This window comes from Sphingomonas sp. SORGH_AS_0438, from assembly GCF_031453475.1.
Classification (GTDB): Bacteria; Pseudomonadota; Alphaproteobacteria; order Sphingomonadales; family Sphingomonadaceae; genus Sphingomonas.
The window spans coordinates 2,955,923-2,976,935 of record NZ_JAVIZS010000001.1; the positions used below are offsets into that span (position 1 = coordinate 2,955,923).

At 69.2% G+C, this 21,013-nt stretch carries 18 protein-coding genes; 8 read left to right on the forward strand and 10 right to left on the reverse strand.

Features of this window, described 5'->3' with window-relative positions:
• Nucleotides 1-5 precede the first annotated feature (5 nt).
• Nucleotides 6-1,667 carry an aminotransferase class III-fold pyridoxal phosphate-dependent enzyme gene (locus tag QE452_RS13830; protein ID WP_309659641.1) on the forward strand — a complete coding sequence of 554 codons (1,662 nt, stop codon included), beginning with the start codon at nt 6-8 and terminating at the stop codon, nt 1,665-1,667.
• Nucleotides 1,668-1,775: 108 nt separating this feature from the next.
• Here QE452_RS13830 and QE452_RS13835 read toward each other — a convergent pair whose 3' ends face one another.
• A complete protein-coding gene (locus QE452_RS13835; RefSeq protein WP_309659640.1) occupies nt 1,776-2,375 on the reverse strand; it encodes a hypothetical protein in 600 nt (199 codons plus the stop codon).
• Nucleotides 2,372-3,022: a methyltransferase domain-containing protein gene (locus QE452_RS13840; RefSeq protein WP_309659639.1), complete on the reverse strand. Its 651-nt coding sequence runs from the start codon at nt 3,020-3,022 to the stop codon at nt 2,372-2,374. Before QE452_RS13840 ends, QE452_RS13835 begins: the two co-directional genes overlap by 4 nt.
• Nucleotides 3,023-3,261: 239 nt before the next feature.
• Between QE452_RS13840 and QE452_RS13845 the strand changes: the two genes are divergently transcribed.
• The 3 genes from QE452_RS13845 to QE452_RS13855 all read left to right on the forward strand — a co-directional run bounded on the left by QE452_RS13845 (nt 3,262) and on the right by QE452_RS13855 (nt 7,433).
• Nucleotides 3,262-4,185 (forward strand): UDP-2,3-diacylglucosamine diphosphatase, encoded by a 924-nt coding sequence (locus tag QE452_RS13845; RefSeq protein ID WP_125993484.1) that lies wholly within the window; start codon nt 3,262-3,264, stop codon nt 4,183-4,185.
• 360 nt (nt 4,186-4,545) lie between these two features.
• On the forward strand, nt 4,546-6,351 hold the full coding sequence (locus QE452_RS13850; protein ID WP_309659638.1) for a peptide MFS transporter: 1,806 nt from the start codon (nt 4,546-4,548) through the stop codon (nt 6,349-6,351).
• A gap of 116 nt (nt 6,352-6,467) precedes the next feature.
• Nucleotides 6,468-7,433 (forward strand): SGNH/GDSL hydrolase family protein, encoded by a 966-nt coding sequence (locus QE452_RS13855; protein ID WP_309659637.1) that lies wholly within the window; start codon nt 6,468-6,470, stop codon nt 7,431-7,433.
• 2 nt (nt 7,434-7,435) lie between these two features.
• Here the strand turns inward: QE452_RS13855 and QE452_RS13860 are convergent, their stop codons facing one another.
• The 6 genes from QE452_RS13860 to QE452_RS13885 all read right to left on the reverse strand — a co-directional run bounded on the left by QE452_RS13860 (nt 7,436) and on the right by QE452_RS13885 (nt 15,888).
• Nucleotides 7,436-8,710, reverse strand: a complete 1,275-nt coding sequence (locus QE452_RS13860; protein ID WP_309659636.1) for an MFS transporter — start codon at nt 8,708-8,710, stop codon at nt 7,436-7,438.
• 85 nt (nt 8,711-8,795) lie between these two features.
• Nucleotides 8,796-10,385, reverse strand: a complete 1,590-nt coding sequence (locus QE452_RS13865; RefSeq protein ID WP_309659635.1) for a lysine--tRNA ligase — start codon at nt 10,383-10,385, stop codon at nt 8,796-8,798.
• Between the two features lie 69 nt (nt 10,386-10,454).
• Nucleotides 10,455-11,600 (reverse strand): Gfo/Idh/MocA family oxidoreductase, encoded by a 1,146-nt coding sequence (locus QE452_RS13870; protein ID WP_309659634.1) that lies wholly within the window; start codon nt 11,598-11,600, stop codon nt 10,455-10,457.
• Nucleotides 11,601-11,661: 61 nt separating this feature from the next.
• Nucleotides 11,662-13,905, reverse strand: coding sequence for a diguanylate cyclase (locus tag QE452_RS13875; RefSeq protein WP_309659633.1), 2,244 nt, complete (start codon nt 13,903-13,905; stop codon nt 11,662-11,664).
• A gap of 48 nt (nt 13,906-13,953) precedes the next feature.
• Nucleotides 13,954-15,249, reverse strand: coding sequence for a glycoside hydrolase family 130 protein (locus QE452_RS13880; RefSeq protein WP_405052770.1), 1,296 nt, complete (start codon nt 15,247-15,249; stop codon nt 13,954-13,956).
• Nucleotides 15,250-15,327: 78 nt separating this feature from the next.
• Nucleotides 15,328-15,888 (reverse strand): hypothetical protein, encoded by a 561-nt coding sequence (locus tag QE452_RS13885; RefSeq protein WP_309659631.1) that lies wholly within the window; start codon nt 15,886-15,888, stop codon nt 15,328-15,330.
• A gap of 117 nt (nt 15,889-16,005) precedes the next feature.
• Here QE452_RS13885 and QE452_RS13890 point away from each other — a divergent pair, with 117 nt between their 5' ends.
• The 4 genes from QE452_RS13890 to QE452_RS13905 all read left to right on the forward strand — a co-directional run bounded on the left by QE452_RS13890 (nt 16,006) and on the right by QE452_RS13905 (nt 19,111).
• On the forward strand, nt 16,006-16,671 hold the full coding sequence (locus tag QE452_RS13890) for a response regulator transcription factor (protein ID WP_309659630.1): 666 nt from the start codon (nt 16,006-16,008) through the stop codon (nt 16,669-16,671).
• A complete protein-coding gene (locus QE452_RS13895) occupies nt 16,668-18,068 on the forward strand; it encodes a HAMP domain-containing sensor histidine kinase (RefSeq protein WP_309659629.1) in 1,401 nt (466 codons plus the stop codon). The genes QE452_RS13890 and QE452_RS13895 overlap by 4 nt, the downstream gene beginning before the upstream one ends.
• A gap of 84 nt (nt 18,069-18,152) precedes the next feature.
• On the forward strand, nt 18,153-18,719 hold the full coding sequence (locus QE452_RS13900; RefSeq protein WP_309659628.1) for a nitroreductase: 567 nt from the start codon (nt 18,153-18,155) through the stop codon (nt 18,717-18,719).
• A 35-nt stretch (nt 18,720-18,754) separates the two neighbouring features.
• A complete protein-coding gene (locus tag QE452_RS13905; RefSeq protein ID WP_309659627.1) occupies nt 18,755-19,111 on the forward strand; it encodes a GntR family transcriptional regulator in 357 nt (118 codons plus the stop codon).
• 9 nt (nt 19,112-19,120) lie between these two features.
• On the opposite strand, the gene QE452_RS13910 is transcribed toward QE452_RS13905, so the two are convergent.
• Both QE452_RS13910 and QE452_RS13915 read right to left on the reverse strand, forming a co-directional pair.
• Nucleotides 19,121-20,224, reverse strand: coding sequence for an esterase-like activity of phytase family protein (locus QE452_RS13910; protein ID WP_309659626.1), 1,104 nt, complete (start codon nt 20,222-20,224; stop codon nt 19,121-19,123).
• Nucleotides 20,225-20,318: 94 nt separating this feature from the next.
• Nucleotides 20,319-20,816 (reverse strand): Rap1a/Tai family immunity protein, encoded by a 498-nt coding sequence (locus tag QE452_RS13915; RefSeq protein WP_309659625.1) that lies wholly within the window; start codon nt 20,814-20,816, stop codon nt 20,319-20,321.
• Nucleotides 20,817-21,013 lie beyond the last annotated feature (197 nt).

The following is a 21,013-nucleotide window of genomic DNA, read 5'->3' on the forward strand; positions in this document are numbered from 1 at the left end:
GCGCCATGCATCCGCTCCTGCTTCCGCTCGCGGCCGCCACCGGCCTGCTCGCCGCCACCCAGGGCCGCCGCCGGCTCGCTTTGTCGCGCGCCAAGCATCCCTCGCTCGGCGGCCATGTCCGCATGGCGAAGCGGGTGGCGGGACAATTGCCCCATTACGACTATGACGATGCCCGCATCTTCCGCGCGGACGGCGCGCCGGAGGATGTCGCGGCCGCGCGGCGCGCCTCGTTCGAGGCGCTGGCGACGCTCTTCGCCGAACGCTTTCCCAAGACGCTGGCGCTGACCCGCGAGACGCGCGAGGGCCTGTCCGACCTGCAATTCACCGGCCGCTACCGCGTGCCCTTCCAGTTCAGCCGGCGCGTGCGCGAGGCGCTCGGCGTCGGCGCGTTCCTCGACCGGTCGGAGGGGCCGATGGTCTGGGATCTGGACGGCAACCGGCTGATCGACCTGACCGGCAGCTACGGCGTCAACCTGCTCGGCTACGACCTGTACAAGCAGACGATCCGGGAAGGCGTGGACCTGGCCGAGCCGCTGGGTCCGGTGCTCGGCGCGCTGCATCCGGTGGTGGCGGACACGGTCGCGCGGCTGCGGGCGCTGTCGGGGATGGACGAGGTGTCGTTCCACATGTCGGGCACCGAGGCGGTGATGCAGGCGGTGCGGCTGGCCCGCTATCACACCGGACGGCGGCGGCTGGTGCGCTTCGCCGGCGCCTATCATGGCTGGTGGGGCGATGTGCAGCCGGGCGTCGGCAATCCCGTGCCCGCCGACGGTACGCTGACGCTGGCCGACCTGTCGGAGCGGACGCTGAAGGTGCTGGCGACCCGGCGCGACATCGCCTGCGTGCTGGTCAACCCGCTCCAGGCGCTGCACGCCAATGGCGGCGCGCCGTCCGACGGGCAGCTGGTCGCGGGGCGCGGCGGCGGGCGGCAGGTGGCACGCGCCGATTATGCCGCCTGGCTCCAGCGGCTGGCGGCGACCTGCCGGGCGAACGGCATCGTGCTGATCCTGGACGATGTGTTCATGGGCTTCCGCCTCGCCCCCGGCGGCGCGGCGGAATATTTCGGGGTGGAGCCGGACCTGGTCACCTATGGCAAGACGCTGGGCGGCGGCCTGCCGGTCGGGGTGCTGGCGGGCCGAGCCGCGCTGATGAAGCGCTGGCGCGACGACCGGCCCGGCGACATCTGCTTCGCGCGCGGCACGTTCAACGCGCACCCCTATGTGATGGGCGCGATGAACGCCTTTCTCCGCCGGCTGGAAACGCCAGCGGTGCAGGCGCTCTATGCGGACATGGACGCGCGCTGGCGCGGCCGGGCCGAGCAGCTCAACGCCCGCCTCGCCGCCGAGGGCCTGCCGCTGCGGGTCGCGCATCTGACCACGGTGTGGACGGTGCTGCACGATGCCCCCTCCGCCTATAACTGGATGCTGCAATATCATCTCCGGGCGGCGGGACTGGCGCTGAGCTGGGTGGGCACGGGGCGGCTGATCTTCAGCCTCGACATCGACGACGCGCTGTTCGCGGAGATCGTCGAGCGGTTCGTCACCGCCGGGCGGGCGATGCGCGATGGCGGCTGGTGGTGGCACCCGGCGGGCGCGACCGACAAGAGCGTCCGCCGCCGCCTGCTGCGCGAGATGATCGCGGTGCGGTTGGGGCGGGGCGTGGCCTGAAGCGCCATGCGCTCCGGCGAACGCCGGAGCCCAGGGTTGCAACATGCAACAGGCGTTGTCGCTCTCGGCCCTGGGTTCCGGCGTTCGCCGGAACACGGGGGGCCGATGTCACACCGCTTCGTGGCGATCGATCCGCTCGCCCTTGAGCAGCCGCAACGGCGCGCCCTTGTAGAGGCGGAAGTCGTTGAACGGATCGGTGACGATCTTGGTCGCCCAGACCAGCCCCGTCTCCACGTCATATTGCGCGAAGAGCTGGAGCGAGCGGACGACGATCGCGCCGATCCCCAGGATCAGCCAGCCGATCCCGACATGGCGCAGGTAATCCATCACCCCCGCCGGCCTCTCCAGCGTGTCGAACAGCGTCGGCGTGGCGAGCAGCACCAGCGGCACCGACACCCAGACGCTCATCAGCACCCATTTGCGGAAGAGGTTGTAGCCGAGCTTGATCTCCTCCTTATGTTCGTGGCTGGCCTGGTTCACATGGTCGTAGGTCTTCGGCTCGAAGAAGAAATGCCCCGCCTGCCGGCTGGTCATCGCCACGCCCCAGGCGAGCAGGCTGGCGACCGCCGGATCGACCAGCAACAGGCAATAGGCGACCATGAAGGTGCAGGCGCTGACGAAATGCAGGCTCTGGTTGACCAGGCTGTGATGATAGTAGCGATGGTCGTCCCACCGCTGTTCGGCGAGTTGCGCGCGGAAATTGCTCACTGGTCCTGTCCTTTGCCGCCGGCCGTCCGGCCGAAGCGCACGAGCGAGAAATGGCCGAAGGGCGCGATCGGCCGCGCCTCCAGCAGGGTGACGTCGGGCCGGCTGGCGACCCAGTCGCTGTAGAGCGAGAAGGGAAATTCGGTGCGGAAGCCCAGCCGGCTGGTGACCGGCATCAGCCCCCGCTCGATCGTGCCGCGCAGGCCGCCCTCGGCGCTGACGCGGGTGGTGATGACGATCTCGCCGCCCGGTCGGCAAACGCGGGCGCATTCGTCCAGCGCGCGCAGCGGATGCGGCACGGCGGAGACGACATATTGGGCGACTACCACGTCGAACGCATGGTCCGGATAGGCGAGCCGCTCGGCATCGCCGATCTCGATCGCCTCGACATTGGTCAGGCCCAGCCGCGCGACCCGCGCGCGCGCCTTGTCCAGCATCGCGTCGGACAGGTCGACGCCGGTGATGCGGCTGCTGCGGCGATAGCGGGGCAGCGAGATGCCGGTGCCCACCCCCACTTCCAGGATGCGGCCGCCGACCCGCTCCGCCGCATCGATCGCGACCGATCGGCCCTGGCGGAACACCGCCCCGAACACGAGATCATAGATCGGCGCCCAACGATCATAGGCCTTGGCCACGCCGATACTGTTCATCTGAGTCGCCAACCAGAAACTCCTCGTGCGGAAACCTGTCACGGACGGTCGGCGATATGTGACAGAGCCGCGTTGCACTTTTGCGATGTTTTGATGATGCCCGCCGTCATCGATCCGCCACCGAAGCTTCACGGGAATGGCATCGGATTGACCCACTGCGTTGCTATGCCCTGCCGGCAACGAAGATGGGCGCGCGCTCAGCCGCGCGTCCCGCGATCGGGGGATCGGACATGGCCGAGATGCACGCTGTCAGGACGTTCGCCCGGGTGGGCGATACAGGCTCGCACCGGCGCGCCGCACCGCCGCTGCCCGCCTGGCTCGCCCTGCCCGACCGGGACGGCGGCGACGAGGAGGACGGGCGCGCGCCCCGCCGGACCCGCTATCGCACCATCTTCGTCTCCGACGTGCATCTGGGCACCAGCGGCTCGAACGCGGCGATGCTGCTCGACTTCCTGAAGGCGCATGAGTGCGAGACGCTCTATCTGGTCGGCGACATCGTCGACGGCTGGCAGTTGCGCAAGGGCTGGTACTGGCCCCAGGCGCATAACGACGTGGTGCGCGCGATCCTGAAGATGGCCAAGCACGGCACCCGCGTGATCTATATCCCCGGCAATCACGACGAGCATTTCCGCGACTATACGGGGCTGGAGTTCGGCGGCATCGAATTGCTGGACGAGGATGTGCATGTCACCGCCGATGGCCGCCGCCTGCTGGTGATCCATGGCGACCAGTTCGACAATGTCGTCCTCTACCACAAGTGGTTGGCCTTTCTGGGCGACGGGGCCTACACCTTGCTCCTGAAGAGCAACGGCCTGGTCAACTGGTGCCGCCGTCGCCTGGGCCTGCCCTATTGGTCGCTGGCCGCGCATATGAAGAAGCGGGTGAAGAACGCCGTGGCCTTCATCTCGCGCTTCGAGGAGGTGGTGGCACACGCCGCCGCCGAGCGCCGGGTGGAGGGCGTGGTGTGTGGCCATATCCATTCGGCCGAGATCCGCCAGTTCGGCGAGATCACCTATTATAACGACGGCGACTGGGTGGAGAGCTGCACCGCGCTGGTCGAACATGGCGATGGCCGGATGGAGATCATCGACTGGGCCGAACGCGACCGGCAGCAGGAACTCGCCGCGCGCGAACGCCCGCGCCCGACTCTGGTGACGGCCTGACGGGGCGCCGGCCCTTCGCGAGACCGGGTTTCCGCCCCTGATCCGCCACCATCCTGGAACGGAGCAACCTCCACAACACCTTCAGAACATTTCGTAATTCACCCCGACCCCGGTCGGGGTGGATGGCCATCGCGATGGAACGCCCGCGCTCGCAACGATCCCGCACAGATCGGGACGAAAGCGAGGCGTTTCGAAGCCTCCGCTCCCCCACCCTCCTCCGCGGCTCCGGGACCAGCCCGGCGGCACGGGATGTTTACACGCGCGCGCTTGCCGCTAGGGTCCGTCGCCATCGAACGGTCACGGACGATGACCGACCGGGCCCCCGTGCCCGGAGCCGTGTATTTAGGGAGCGTATCTCGAATGGTGGACACCCCGACCGCGGACACCCCGCGCGAGCCGGACATCACCCATGTCAATCCTGCCGCCCAGGAAAGCTGGTTCGGCCATCCCCGCCAGCTGGCGCGCCTGTTCACGACCGAGATGTGGGAGCGGTTCGGCTTCTACGGGATGCGGGCGCTCCTGACGCTGTATCTCACCAAGCATTTCGTGTTCGGCGACCGTGAGGCGACCGGCCTGTACGGCGGCTATACCGCGCTGGTCTATCTGACGCCGCTGGTCGGCGGCTGGCTGGCGGACCAGTATCTGGGCTTCAAGCGCGCGGTGAAGTTCGGCGCGATCCTGATGTCGATCGGCTATTTCATCCTCTGCTTCGGCGGCGAAAGCGCCAAGCCGATCGCGACCATCGACGGCCAGCGCTATGCGGTGCAGGTCGACCAGTCGGCGAGCGGCGGCGAGACGCAATATCTGATCGACAACGGCCAGCGGCTGAAGATCCAGGGCCAGGAGGACGGCAGCGCCGCGCTAGTGGCCGCGGACGGCCGCGTCACGCGCACCGTGGCTCCCGGCAAGCTGGTCGCGGGCGGCGAGCGCAGCGACCTCTACGTCACGATCATGCTGCTCGGCCTGTGCCTGGTGTCGGTCGGCAACGGCTTCTTCAAGCCCAATATCTCGACCATGGTCGGCGAGCTCTACGCGCAGGGCGACCGACGCCGCGATGCGGGCTTCACCATCTTCTACATGGGCATCAACTTGGGCTCGTTCCTGTCGCAGCTCCTCTGCCCCTTCCTGGCCGATGCGATCGGCTGGTGGGCCGGGTTCGGGCTGGCGGCGGCGGGCATGGTGTTCAGTTGGGCGCTGATCCAGTTCGATGGCGGCAAGCTGAGCGGCTATGGCGAGCCGCCGCTGGCGGTGCGCCAGGGCGGCAAGGATCGGGCGCTGGGCATCTATGCGCTGGCGCTGCTCGGCGTGCCGGTCTTCTACCTGCTGTTCATCAACCTGATGAACGCGACCCCGCCGGTGCCCGGTTCGGGCATCATGGGCTATATCGCCAGCCTGTCGCTGATGGGCAAATTGCTGTTCGGCACCTTCCTGATCGGCGTGCCGGCTATCCTGATCTGGTCGGCGATGAAGGGCGACCGGCGTGAGTTCCAGATGATGCTGGCGGCGATGGTGATGATCGTCTTCAACGTCGTGTTCTGGACGCTGTTCGAACAGGCCGGCTCGTCGCTGACGCTGTTCGCCGATCGCAATACCGACCTGTCGGTGTTCGGCCTCTTCTCCATTTCGGCCGGGCAGACCCAGTTCTTCAACGCGCTGTTCATCATCCTGCTCGCCCCCGTCATGTCGGCGCTGTGGACGGGGCTGGCGCGGCGCGGGCTGGAGCCGTCGGTGCCGGTCAAATTCGCGATCGCGCTGGTCGGCGTGGGCGCGGGCTTCCTGTTCCTGGTCTGGGGCGCGACCATGGTCGGCCCGACCTTCAAGGTCGCGATCTGGTGGCTGGCCGGCCTGTACTTCATCCACAGCTTCGCCGAATTGTGCATCTCGCCGGTCGGCCTGTCGATGATCACCAAGCTGTCGATCGCGCGCATCGTCGGCATGATGATGGGCGTGTGGTTCCTGTCGATCTCGGTCGCGCAATATGTCGCCGGCATCGTCGCGCAGGTGGCGAGCGTGGAGACGGTGGGCGGGCAGGTGACCAACCTGAAGGTCAGCCTGGACACCTATACCGGCGTGTTCTGGACGATCGGCTGGATCGCCGTCGGCATCGGCCTGTTCCTGCTGCTGCTATCGCCGCTCATCAAGCGCTGGATGCACGGCGTGAAATGATCGCGGGGGAGTCGCTCCGGTGCGATCGGGGCGACTCACCGCTTGGCTAAGTCGCGGAAACGGCGCATCTTTGCGGGCAGGCGTGGTTAACGACGCCGCAGCAAGAGAGGAAGCCGATGAAAGCGACACTCCTGGCCGCCGTGCTGGTGGCCCCCTGGCTGGGGCTGGCAAGCCCCGCCGCCGCCACCCGAATGACCTCCAGCTACACCTCGCTGACCGTGTTCGGCGACAGCCTGGTCGATGCGGGCAATATCTACGCCCTGACCCGTGGCCAGACGCCATCGCCCGCGGCCGGCTATTTCCAGGGCCGGTTCACCAACGGCTATGACTATACCGACCTGCTGAGCATCGACCTGTTCGGCCGGCCGACCACCGCCTCGCTGCTCGGCGGGCGCAACTTCGCCTTTGGCGGTGCGCGGATCGTCGACAATGGCGACGTCGTCCCCGATCTCTCGCGGCAGATCGACCTGTACGAGGTCGCGCGGGGTAGGACCGCCGACCGCAACGGGCTCTATGTGCTGAACGCGGGCGGCAACGACGTCTTCGGCGCGATCGCCGGGACGATCGGCGGGGCCGATCCGCAACGCTATCTGCAGGACGCCGCCAGCCAATATGCCGCCAGCGTGCAGCGGCTGGACGGCTTGGGCGTGCGCAACATCCTGATCACCGACTTTCCGGTGGCGACCGCCGGGGCGATCAACACCCAGGCCAATGCCTATCTGGACGCGGCGCTGGGCGATCTGAAGCTGTCGTCCGACACGACGCTGTACCGGTTCAGCTTCACCGATTTCTTCAACCAATTGTCGGTCGATCCCGCCCGCTTCGGCCTGCCCGCGCTCGACCTGAGCACCACCTGCCAGGCGGCGGGCGCGGCGGCGATCGCCTCGGGCTGTGCCGGCTATTTCTCGTTCGACGGCACGCATCCGACCGCGGCGGTGCAGCGCGCCGCCTATCAGGAGATGAACCGCCAGTTCGCGCTGGCGGTGCCGGAGCCGACCAGCTGGATGCTGATACTGACCGGCTTCGCCCTGGTCGGCATGGCGGCGCGGCGACGGGGCCGGGGCGTCCTGCGCCTCGCCTGATCTCAGCCTTCGGGCAGGATCGGGATGGTGGGGCCGTCCTGCGGCTCCACCGCCACCGGCTTGACGCGGATGAGCATCGCCGCGCCGATCAACGCCGCCAGCGCCAGCCCGCCGCAATAGAGGCTGACGCCCGGCCAGCCGCCCCGCGTCCAGGCGATGCCGCCCGCCGTGCCCAGGACGCTCGACCCGGCATAATAGAAGAACAGATACCAGGCCGCCGCCTGCCCCCGCGCCGCCGCGCCGCGCCGGCCGACCCAGCTGCTGGCGATCGAATGCGCGCCGAAGAAGCCGATCGTGACGATGGCGATGCCGGCGATCACCGCGACCAGCGGCCGCGCGGCGGACAGCGCCACGCCGACCAGGATCACCGCGACCGGTATGGGGAAGATCTGCCGCCGGCCGACCCGCCCCGCCAGCCCGCCGAACCAGGCCGAGCTGATCGATCCCAGGATATAGATTAGGAAGATCGCGCCGACCGTCGCCTGGCTGAGGTGATAGGGCGCGCCCAGCAGATGGAAGCCGACATAGTTGAAGATGGTGACGAAGATGCCCATCACCAGGAAGGATTCCATGTAGAGCAGCCGCAGCCCCGGATCGGCGAACAGCGGCCGCACCGCGCCGACCACCGCGCCCAGCCCGCCCGTCCCCGCCACGAAGCGCCGCGACGGCGGTGCGAGCCGGCGGAACGCCTCCGCCATCGCCAGGCCGCCCAAGCCGACCACCGCCAGCGCCCAGCGCCAGCCGGCGAGATCGGCGACGACGCTGGCGACCAGCCGCCCGCCCATGCCGCCCAGGCCACTACCGCCGATATAGAGGCCCATCGCCGATCCGACCGAGGCGACGTCCACCTCTTCCGAGACATAGGCCATCGCCACCGCCGGCACCCCCGCCAGCGCCAGGCCGGTGAGTAGCCGCAGCGCGAGCAGCGCATACCAGCCGGGCGCGACCGCGACGGCAAGCGTCAGCAGCCCGGCGGCAAACATCGCCGCGATCATCAGCGGCCGCCGCCCGATCCGATCGGAAACGAAACCCGCCACCAATATCCCGATCGCCAGCGGCCCGGTCGCCAGCGACACCGCCAGCGACGAACCTTCCGCGCTCAGCCCATAGTCGCGCGCGAACAGCGGCAGCAGCGGCTGCACCGCATAGAGCAAAGAGAAGGTGGAGAAGCCGGCGAACAGCATCGCCAGCGTCAGCCGCCGATAACCGGCGCTGCCCTTGGCCAGCGGGAGATCAGCGGACGGTTCGGCCGGCGGCGGACGATGGGATCGGGTCATGTCACCTGACGGTCGGGACGGTTCGGGCGGGATCGTGGCAAAGCGCACGGCCGGGCCCCTGCGAACACAGGAGCCCGGAGGCCCGTCAAGCCGCCGACACGGCCTCCGCGATCAGCCGCCGCGACTCCTCGACGCCATAGAGCGCGAAGAAGCTGCCCATGCGCGGCCCCTGCGACGCGCCGAGCAGCGTTTCGTAGAGGACGCCGAACCAGTCGCGCAGGGCCTCCTTGCCGTAATGGCGCTTGCCGATCTCATAGACCCGGTCCTGGAGCGTCGCGGCGAGATCGGCATCGGCCGGCACCGGCTCGGCCAGGGCCGCGTCCAGGTCGCGCAGCGCCGCCGCTTCGCCCTCGGTCGGCGGGCGACGCTGGAGCGTCGGCGCGACGAAATCACGCGCATAGGCGACCGCATAGCCGACCAGCCGGTCGAGCGCCGGATTGGCCTCCGGCGTCAGGCCCGCGTCATAGCGCTGGAGGAAGCGCCACATCGTCTCGCGGTCGCCCACGCCCGGCAGGCTGGCGAGGTTGAGCAACAGGCCGAAGCTGACCGGCAGCGTCTCGTCCGGCACCAGCCCGTCATGGATGTGATGGACCGGATTGCCCAGCCGCTGCTTCAGTTCCTGGCCGCGATAATTGGTGCGGAACTGCCAATATTCGTCCACCGCGCGCGGGATCACGCCCATGTGCAGCTGCTTGGCCTTTTTCGGCTCGCGATAGGCGAAGAAGGCCAGGCTCTCCTCGGGCCCATAGGTCAGCCACTCGTCCATCGACAGGCCGTTGCCCTTCGACTTGGAGATCTTCTGGCCATGTTCGTCGAGGAACATCTCGTAATTGAAGCCCTCGGGCGGGCGGCCGCCCAACACGCGCGCGATCTTGCCCGACTGGATGACGGAGTCGATCAGGTCCTTGCCCGCCATCTCGTAATCGACGCCCAGCGCGACCCAGCGCATCGCCCAGTCGACCTTCCATTGCAGCTTGGACAGGCCGCCCAGCGCCGACTGGACGATCCGCTCGCCCTCATCCTCGAAGGCGATCAGGCCGGCCTCGGCATCGACCACCTCGATCGGCACCTGCAACACCACGCCCGACCGGGGGCTGATCGGCAGCACCGGCGAATAGGTGGCGGCGCGTTCGGCGCGCAGCGTCGGCAGCATCACGCCCTGGATCGCGTCGAAATGGCGCAGCACCAGCTTGAGCGCGGCATCGAACCGGCCCGACGTGTAATAGTCGGTCGAGGAAGCGAATTCGTAATCGAAGCCGTAGCGGTCGAGGAAATCGCGCAGCCGCGCATTGTTGTGCGCGGCGAAACTGTCATGCGTGCCGAACGGATCGGGGATGCGGGTCAGCGGCTTGCCGAGATGCTCGGCCAGCATCGCGCCATTGGGGACATTGTCCGGCACCTTGCGCAGGCCGTCCATGTCGTCGCTGAACGCGATCAGCCGGGTCGGCCGGTCGGACAGGGCGTGGAAGGCGTTGCGCACCATCGTCGTGCGCAACACCTCGTTGAACGTGCCGATATGCGGCAGGCCTGAGGGGCCATAGCCGGTCTCGAACAGGATCGGCGCATCACCGGGTTTCTCCTCCGGCCAGCGCGCGAGCAGCTTGCGCGCCTCTTCATAGGGCCAGGCCTTGGAGGCGAGCGCCTCGGCTCGCAACTGCATCGCGTCGTCGGTCATGGTCCGGCTCCTAGCGTCCCCCATTCGTCGCTGCCAGCCCTGTGCGAACGGGGGATGCGCCGGCAGGGCCTATCGCGTCGGGTCGCTGACCTTGACCAGATCGGGCGCGCTGACCGGGCTGAGGCCCTGCACCTGCTCGGGATCGATGCGGCGGGTGCGGGTGAAGGGCGGCAGGACCTGGGGCTGGCCCGTCTCCAGCGCGCGCACGATTCCCTCGATCACGCGCAGATCGGCCAGTCCCTCCTCGGCATCCGGCTCGACGGCGCGGTCGTGGAGGATGCAATCGGAGAAATAGCGCATCTGCCCGCCGAACTGGTCGGTCTCGGCGAAGCTCGCCTCGCGCTCGTCCTCGCCGATGATGCGCTGGTGGCGCAGCGCCATGCCGAAGCCATAGGCGGGGCGCATCTGGATCGACCCCTTGGTGCCGGCGATCACCAGGCTGTCGACGGTATTGGCGTAATAGCTGACGACGAACTGCGCGATCGCGCCGCCCGGCATCCGCAGCGTCACCGCCACCGTATCGTCGAAATCCTGCGCATAGCCCGATTCCGGATGCCGCGATCCGATCGCCGATACGACCTCCACCGGCTCTTCCCCGAACAGATAGCGGATGGCGTTGATCGGATAGGCCCCCATGTCGAACAGCGGACCGCCCTCGATCCCGTTGCGCGCGCGGTGATTGGCGGGGTCGAGCATCTGCGCGAAGCAGGAGCTGAACGCGATCAGCTCCCCCAGTTCGCCGGCCCGGATGCGGTTGATCGCGTCGATCGTCGCCGGCTCGAAATGGAGGCGATAGGCGGTCATCAGCTTGGCGGTGGAGCGGCGCTCCGCCGCCAGCATCGCCTGTGCGTGCTCGACTGAAATCTCCAGCGGCTTCTCGCACAGCACATGGATGCCGGCATCGAGCGCGGGAATGGCAAATTCGGCATGACGCCAGTTGGGCGTCGCGACATAGACGGCGTCGATCGTGCCGGAGGCGAGCAGCTCGGCGAAATCCTCATAGGCATAGACCGCGTCCAGCCCGTAATTCTCCGCCACCTGCCGCGCCTTGTCGAGATCGCCGGAGACGAGCGCGACCAGCTCCGAATTGCCGGTATGCGCGATGCCCGGCATCATCGCCTCCTGCGCGATGTCGCCCAGCCCGACAATGGCATAGCGGACCTTCCGCTGCTGTGTTCCGTCGCCGCCCAGGCCCAATGACGTGCCGATGCTCATGCCGATTCCTCTCGATCCGGTTCGTGGTCGGCGCGGGGAACGCGTATTCGGCAGGATGGGTTCAGGCGGCGAGGTGCGCCGCGTTGCGACCTTCCGCCTTGGCGCGGTAGAGCGCGCGGTCGGCATCGCCGAGCAGCGAGGTCGCGGTCGCGCCCGGCCGGTACAGCGCGATGCCGATGCTGGCGGTGACCGGCGGCCCGTCCGCGGGATGCGCCGCACTGGTGGCGATCGCGGTCCGCAGCCGCTCGACCAGCGTCAGCGCCACGGCTTGCCCCGCGCCGGGGAAGATCACCACAAACTCCTCGCCACCCAGCCGGCCGACTAGGTCGGTGGCGCGCACCGCCTCCGTCGCCGCGCGGGCGACGCGGCGCAGCACCCGGTCGCCCTCGCCATGGCCCCAGCGGTCGTTGACCTGCTTGAAATGATCGATGTCGAGCACCGCGACCGCCAGGGGCTGGCCCTGCCCCATGGCGGTCGCCAGCGCCTCGTCCAGCATGGCCAGCGCGCGACGACGGCTGGCCACGCCGGTCAGCGCGTCGATATCGACCAGCCGCTGCGCGCGTTCCGCCAGTTCCTCGGCGGCGAGATGCGCGGCGCGCAGCTCGGCTTCGGATTCGACCTGTTCGGTCACGTCGCGGATGATGCCGAACAATGCGGCGGGCGATCCGTCCGCCGCCATCTCGCCCCGGCCGCGGACCACGACATGGTGGACTAGGCCGTCGCCGCCGCAGACGCGTGCGGCGCATTCGAACTCGCCGCCCTGGGCCATGGCCGCATGGACCACCGATCGCACCTGCACCATGTCGTCGGGATGATAGAAGGCGATCGCCTGTTCCAGCGTCGGCTGCGGATCGGTGGCGCTCAGGCCGTGCAGGCGGAATACCTCCGCGCTCCACGCCAGCGTTTCCGTGGCGATCGAGTAGCGCCAATGCCCCACGCCCGCGATCCGCGCCGCCATTTCCAGCAGGCGGTTGGCGTCGCGCAGTTCGTGCATCGCCGCATCGGCGCGCAGTTCGGCCTGGCGACGCCGGCTGATGTCGCGGACCGATACGATCACCTCCGCCCCCTGCCCGTCCGCCGGCCGCCCCTCGGTCTGCTGGACCGGGACCAGCCGATAGGCCGCCTCCAGCCAGACATAGGCGCCGTCGCGACGCCGCTGGCGATAGACGCAGACGTCATGGCCGGGTCGGCCGGCCACCAGGCCCCGCCAGTTGGCGAGCACGGTTTCGCGATCGTCGGGATGGATCAGGTCCATCGGCCCCTGCGACAGCACCTCGTCCGGGGTGAAGCCCAGCACCCGCTGGACGGCGGGCGAGGCATAGACGACGACGCCGTCGACCGAGATCCGACCGATGATGTCGCTCGACCATTCGGCCAGCAGCCGGTGGTGCCGCTCGCTTTCCGCGCGCTCGGCCGTCAGCCGCGCCCGCGCCGACTGGATCGCGGCGAAGGGCAGCGCGGTCGCGAACAGCACCAGCAGATAGAATTGCAGGAAGAAGGCGGTCGCGATCGGTGGACCGGCCAGGAAATGCGTCGCGTGCAGTCCCCGGCTGATCGCCAGCGACGCGACGGTCGCGACGATCGTGACCCCGCCGGCGGCGCCGAACGGCCCCAGGCGATAGGTGGCGATCAGCAGCACGACCATCGGCAGGAACAACAGGGGGAAGCGGCTTTGGGAGAACACCGCCAGCGTCACCGCCGCGACCAGCGCCAGCAGGGCGATCGCCTCGCCGCCCGAGCGGGGACGGCCCACGCGCGCCTCGCCCGGATCGTACAAGGCCGCCGTGGTCAGCACCATCGGGGCGACGACCAGCATCCCCAATGTGTCGGTGGTGAACCAGGACAGGATCGACTGCCATCCGGTGCCGCCGACCATGGCCCAGATCGCGGCGTTCACCACCCCCCCGATCACGGTCGCGGCGGTGAAGCGCGCGACGTCGCGGGGCTTGATGAAGGACGGTCGCGCGATTCCCCAGCGGCGGATCAGCACCGCGCCCAGCCAGCCGCCGACCAGGTCGGCGCCGGTGATGCCCGCCGCCATCGGCAGGTTGGTGCCCATGCCCAGATTGGCCAGGATGCTGCCGGCGGCGCAGGCGAGCAGGGTCGCCGGCGCGAAACGGGCCGGCACCAGCAGCAGCGCGGCCAGCAGAACGCCGCTCGCCGGCCACATCGCGGCCGCGCCGTCGAGCCCGCCGGTCGCGAGGAGCGACAGCGACGTCACCGCCCAATAGGCCAGGGCGGCGGCCGATATCGTCCTGATCGGTCGCCCCGCCACCCCGTCCGCCTCGATTCGCCCTGATTCCATCACCACGGCGCATCCTACCGCACACGGGTTAATCCGCTGTTATAAAGCCTAATTATCCATCGCCGCCAGCAGCGGATCGATGGGGATCGTGGCAAAACGGGTATATTCGTCCGCTATCCCATAGGGAAGCAGCATCGTCCGCCCGCGTACCAGCGCCCCGCAGCTATAGACGACATTGGGCACATAGCCGTCGCGATCCTCCGGCCCCGGCTCCAGCAGCGGCATCGACAGGCGGCCCAGCACGCGCGACGGATCGTCCTTGTCGAGCAGCACCGCGCCCATGCAATAGTTGCGGACGACCCCGACGCCATGCGTCAGCAGCAGCCAGCCCTCGTCGATCTCGATCGGCGAGCCGCAATTGCCGATCTGCACGAACTCCCAGGGGTAACGGGGCTCCAGGATCTTGCGGCCACCGTTCCATGTGAAGGGATCGTCCGATTCGAACAGCCACAGATTCTCATTGTCCTGCCGCCCGATCGCCAGGAAGCGGCCGCCGACCCGGCGCGGGAACAGCGCCATGCCCTTCGCGCCCGCCAGCGTGCCGCGCACCGGGTGCATCTTGAAGTTGCGGAAATCGTCGGTCTGGAGCAGCTCCTGCCGCACCGCGTCGGTGCCCACCGCCGTATAGGTGCCGACATAGGTGGTCTCGCCGGTCTTGCGGCGAAACGGGGTGAGGCGCAGATCCTCGATCCCGCGCGCTTGGCTGTCGAGGACGGGGAAGAGCACGGTCTCGGACGGCTCGCGGCTCCCCCGGCAATCGAGCTGCACCATATCCTGGTCGTGCCATCCGCTGGCGGGACCGACGATCGGCGGCACGGCCGTCTCGCTGGCCGGGTCGAGGACCAGCGTCCCGTCAGCCTGCCAGCAACCGGTGCGGAAGGCGACGGAGGACAGATGCCCCTCGCCGATCCCGCGCAACGACAGGACGAAACGGATCGCGCCGTCCGCCTCCTCGCCCACACCGACGATGCTGGGGTTGAACAGCGCCGCCGATTCGAAGGCATATTCCGCGCTGAGATAGGCCCCGATCAGCAGCCGGTGCGAAAGGGTGACGGCATCGGGATCGGGCAGCTGGTCGCGCACCGCATCGAACTGGCGGAGCAGCACCGCATCGACATCGCGGTGCCGCTCGTCGAGCGAGGCCCGGACGCGGGCCAGTTCGTCGTCCAGCGCCGATTCGGGCAGGGACAGGACGCGGGCGATGATGCGACCGGGACGCGGATGGCCCGGTATGGCGAAGTCGGCGGGATCGGAGGGCAGGAAGGGGCGGATCACGGTCCGCTGCGGGTCGGGCCCGAGCCTCACGGGCAGGCGCTGGACGGGAACGGTGGGGATGGACGACATGATGATCGGCGCGCTCCAGGGCGGTGAAGCCCCGAAACGCGCCGAACGATCACCGGGTTTCCGGCACCGGGTTTCCGGTCAGCCCGCCGTGGCGGGAGCCGGCGCGGGAACCGCTGCGGCCGGAGCCGGAGCCGGTGCGCTAGTCGGAGCCGGTGCGCCAGCCGGCGGCGGGGGCGGCGGCGCGTTACGATCACGCGGACCACCCGGACCGCCGGGACCACCGGGGCCGCCCGGACCATGCGGCGGCGGCGCGAGCGGGGCCAGCGCCACTACCTTGCCCGATCCGTCGACCAGGAACGAGGCATGCATCATGCCCCGGTCGAACCGGCCCTGCACCGTCACCGGCGCACCGGTAGCGACCAGGCCGGCGTCGTCGCCCTTGGGGCCGGTATCGACCAGCGCATGGCCGCTGCCGTCGTCCAGCACGAACTTGTTGCCGAACACCTCGGCGACGCGGCCCTTGACCGTGACGACCGAGTCGCCGGCGGTCAGCGACCGGATCGGCGTGGCGCGCATCGGCGCCATCTCGACCGCCGGCTCGAACGAGCGGGCGACCACCGCGCCGCCGGTGATGCCGGCGGCGAGCAGCGCGACGCCGGCCAGGCCGGTGCGCAGATTGTTGCGGAAGATGGGGGGCATGGGGTCGTCTCCTTGTTGATGACCCCTTCTACCGATTCGCCCCCGACCCCCACTGAACCGCGCGGTTCAGTTTCGGTTTAGACCGGGGGCATAGGGCCGATCATGGAAAGGGATGCGATGCGTGTGCTGCTGGTGGAGGATGATGCGGCGCTGGGTGCGGGGATCGCGCGCGCGCTGCGGGCCGAGCATTTCGCCGTCGACCTGGCCACGGACGGCATCGATGGCGGCCATCTGGGCAGTACCGAGAATTACGACGTGGCGGTGCTCGACCTGGGATTGCCGGGGCGCGATGGCCTGTCGGTGCTGGCCGGCTGGCGTGCCGAGGGCCGCACCCTGCCCGTCCTGATCCTGACCGCACGCGACGCCTGGGCGGAGAAGGTGCAGGGCTTCAAGGCCGGGGCCGACGATTACCTGACCAAGCCGTTCCGCACCGAGGAGCTGGTGATGCGGCTGCGCGCGCTGGTCCGCCGCGCCGCCGGCCATGCCGCCAGCGTGATCCGCTGCGGGCCGCTCAGCTTCGACGCACAGACCGGGCAGTTCGAGCTGGACGGCCTGCCGCTGAAGCTGACCGCCTTCGAGTGGCGCGTGCTGTCGGCGCTGATCCTGCGCCGCGAGGTGGTGGTGGAGCGGCTCGACCTACTGGAGCGGGTCTATGAGGGCGATGCCGATGTCGATTCCAACTCGCTGGAGGTGATCGTCGGCCGCCTGCGCCGCAAGATCGGGGCGGAGCGGATCGAGACGGTGCGCGGGCGCGGCTATCGCCTGACGGCGGGGGCGGCATGATACGGGCGCCCCGATCGCTGCGCGGACGGCTGGCGCTGGTCGCGGCGGCGGCGACGCTGGTCGCGCTGGCGGTGGCGGGGGTGGCGATCGCCGGCATCCTCGACCGCTATGTCACCGGCACGATCGACGCACGGCTCGACGACCGGCTGCTGGCGTACGGCGCGGCGGTGCGCGAGGACGGCACGCTCGATGCGGCGCTGCTGGCGCGGCTGGCGAGGGAAAGCGACCAGCCCTGGCGGATCGTGACGCCCCGCGCGCGCGCCGGCATGGCATGGCTCGATCCGCTGGCCACCGGCGGGACGCCGCCCACCCCGGTGGTCGCGCCGGAGGGATTGGAACCCCCGAAGCCGCCACCGCCTCCGCGTCCCGACCGCCAGCCGTCGCCGGCCGATCGCGCGCCGCCGCCATCGCCGGGCGCGGGCCATCCGTTCGATCAGCGGACCGGCACCGGCGGCGTGCATGGCCGCTGGGCGACGATACCCACCGCCGCCGGGCCGGCACGCGTGGCGGTGGCCGTCCCGCGCCGCGCGATCACCCGCCCGGTGGAGGCGGCGCTGGCCCCCTTGCTAGCGATGCTGGCGCTGCTCGGTGGCCTGCTCGGCGTCGCGACCCTGGTGCAGCTTCGCCTGGGCCTGCGGCCGCTGGAGACGATCGCGGCGATGCTGGCGGAGGTACGCGCCGGCCGCCGCCGCCATGTCACGGTCGATTCGCCCACCGAATTGCTTCCGCTGGTCGAGCGGCTCAACGCGCTGATCGACGACAATGCCGCGCAACTGGAGCGGGCGCGCGGCCATGTCGCCAATCTGGCGCATGGGTTGAAGACGCCGCTGGCCGCGCTGCGCCTCGATCTCGCCGGACATGATCCCGACGGGCGGCTGGCCGCGCAGCTCGACCGGGCCGAGCGGCAGATCCGCCACCATCTGGGCCGCGCCCGTGCCGCCAGCGATGGCCCGGCCGGGGCGGACCGGATTGCGGTCGCGCCGATCGTCGCCGATCTGGTCGCGGCGCTGGCGCGAATCCATGCCGATCGCGGCATCCGCAGCCAGGTCGCGGTAGCGGACGACATGACCGTGCGCTGCGATGCGCAGGATCTGGCGGAGATCCTGGGCAATCTGATCGACAATGGCTGGCGCTGGGCGCGGCAGGCAGTGCGGATCACGGCCGAGCGCCACGATGCGGCGGTGCGGATCGCGATCACCGATGACGGCCCCGGCATCGCCGCCGATGCGATCCCGCAGGCGCTGCGCCCCGGCGTCCGGCTGGACGAGGCGGGGGAAGGCCATGGCTTCGGCCTGCCGATCGCGCGGGAACTGGCCGAACTCCATGGCGGCACGCTGACCCTGTCCACTGCAACGGGCGGCGGCCTGACCGCGACCGTGACGCTGCCGGCGGGGTAAAGCGACGCCCCGCCCCGGACCGGCATCGCCGCCCCGATCGATCGACCCTAGGATATCGGCGACGGCACGCTATCTGGGGCGGTGATGCTCAACGATCGCTCGACGCCGCTCGCCTTCCTCGCCACCCGCCGTTCGGGCAAGCCGCGCGATCTGGTCGCGCCCGGCCCCTCGACCGACGAACTGACGGCGATGATCGGCATCGCCGCGCGCACCCCCGATCATGGCAAGCTCGCCCCCTGGCGGTTCGTGATCGTCGAGGATCGCGATCGGCTGTCCGGGCTGATCCTGGGTGCCCGCCGCGCCGCCGCGCCGCCGCCGACCGAGGCGGAACTGGCCGGGCTGGACCAATTCGCGCGCCAGGCCCCCGCCCTGGTCGTGGTCCTGTCCGCGCCGCAGCCGGGCCGGCCGATCCCGGTCTGGGAGCAGGAGATGTCGGCGGGCGCGGCGTGCATGAACCTGCTCCACGCCGCCAATGCGCATGGTTATGCCGCCGGCTGGCTGACCGGCTGGCCCAGCATGTCGGAGGCGGTGCGCGACGGATTCGGCGCGGCGCCGGAGCGGATCGTCGGCTTCGTCTTCATCGGCACGCCGTCGCGGCCGCTGGACGAACGGCCCCGTCCCGATCTGGGTGCAATCGTTTCACATTGGTGAGTCGACAAGCGTGCCCCATGGTGTATTAAGTCACCATGACAGCATTTAGCGGCGAGGACAGCCCGGTCTATCTCCGCCTCCGCGGCGCGATCGCGGCGGGCATATTGCGTGGCGACTATCGGTCGGGTGACCAGTTGCCCTCGGTCCGCGCCTTCGCCGCCGAACATGGCGCCAACCCGCTGACCGTCGCCAAGGCCTATCAGGGTTTCCAGGACGACGGCTATGTCGAGGTGAGGCGCGGCGTCGGCATGTTCGTGCTGCCCGGCGCGGCGGAGCGGCTGCGCGTGGCCGAACGCGCGACCTTCATGACCACCCACTGGCCGCGCATCCAGGAGGCGGTCGACCTGCTCGGCCTGGATTGGGACGAACTGCTGCACCGCGCGCGGGCCTGACGGCCTCGCCTACCCCTTCGGCTCGGACCAGGCGAAGGCGAGGAACTGCGAGCGTTCCTCCTTGCTGAAATTATCGTCCGACTCGGCGATCAGCGTGCGACGGCCGTCCGCCAGCCTCGGCCCCCAGGCCAGCCCCTCCAGATTGTCGATCAAGACGCCCCGGTAGCGGCCCGGCAGGTCGAGCAGCACCTCGCGCCGCATCGGCACGGCAGCGCAGCGCGGCAGGGCCGGACAGGCCAGCACGTCGCTCGTGTCCGAAGCGAGGGTCGACAGCACGATGCGCGCATGGACGCCCTGTTTCATGTCGAACGGCGTGGCGCGCTCGATCGTCAGGAAACGGTGGTCGTCGACCGCCAGCAGTTCCGACACGCTGTAGCGCGCGTCCGGCTCGGCATAGACATATTGTCCGGTCGGCCGCCGGGTCGTCGGATCGAACCGGGTCAGGCGGTGGAGCGCGGGCGCGGTGGCGCCACCGGCGACGGGCCGATCCTCGAAGGCCGGCACCTCGTTGAGCGCGAATATTCCGCCGTCCGGCGTGACCGCCAGCCCTTCCAGCACGCCGTTGGATTCCGCGCCGCGCGTGCGGTTGTCGGCATAGAGATAGGCGTCGGGCAAGGCGAAACCGTGGAGGATGCGGCCCTTCGCGTCGCCCTCATACATGGCCGGCTGGGTGCGGTCTGCGGGATCGGACCGCCATGTCCCTTCCGAGGACCAGAGGACATGGCCGCCGCCCAGATGGCGGACGGCTTCGGGATCGATCACCATCCGGTCGGTCGGGAAAGGGATGCCCTGTGCGTCACGCAACACGATCTGCTGCTTGATCCGCACTTGCATGCGATGACGCGGCGCATCGATCCGGATCGCCAACCGATAGTAGCGTGGCGGCCGCCCATCGCCCTTGTCGTCGGAAATGGCGAGGTAATCGCCGTTCGGCAGCCGGTCGAGACCCGACAGGCCACCGACCGCGATGCCCTGGAAGCGGCTGCCCTGCGGTAACGCGGTCGAGGCGATCAGGTCGAGCGATGGCGGCGCGGCGGGCGCGGCGGGCGCGGCGGGCGCGGCGGGCGCGGGGCTGGTGCAGGCGAAGGCCAGCATCGTCCAGACTATCCGCATCGTTCCAGGCCTCATCTTCGTTTCCCGGCTGTCTGGCATTTCCCAGCGATGGCCCAGCGCGGGCGTTCCGTCCTGCCTCCGCCCCGGCGATCGATCAGCGCTGTCGCCGATCTTTACCCAGATCGCGCGCCGCTTGCGGAGGGAGGCGGGCACTTCCTTCTTCGTGATCCTCGGCGGCTCCCGGCGGCAGGCTCTGCATATTGAAGCCTTTGAACGGAAATTTCGCTACTAGAGCGGCATAGACGGAGTACGCCGCTGGACTGGACATCTCGGTATTGGGTAATGCGTTGATATAGTCGACGACCAGTTGCCGCTTCTCCACGATCGCTTTCGTCGGGTCGACGGAAGGATCCAGAGCCACAAATCCTTTTGGAAAGCGCGCCGTTACCATCCCAGCCGCCTGCTCGACTCCTTCGATATAGTAGTTGCAGGATAGCACCTGATAGGCCTGCTTGCTGGTGCAACGTCTCAGCAAGTCCGCATTGGGCGTATAGATCCCAACGGCGGATATGTCAGGGGGAACGGCCGGAAAGGGAACATCATGCTTGGAGTCCATGGTCCCACCCGCCTGAGACGCAAGCAGCAGCAGCATCGAAAGCATTATTCCCTCCCCGTACATCCGCGTTTCTACACTGCAAAACGCTAAACATGGATCAGCAATAGCGCAGCTATGATAGGTAGGCCACCTTCTAAGGTATTTCGCCGGCGGAACAGGGGCATCGCCACCCCCGCTCCGCCCCCGCCGGATCAGCGCGTGAGTGCCGGCCGCAACGCCCCGCGCCGATCGCG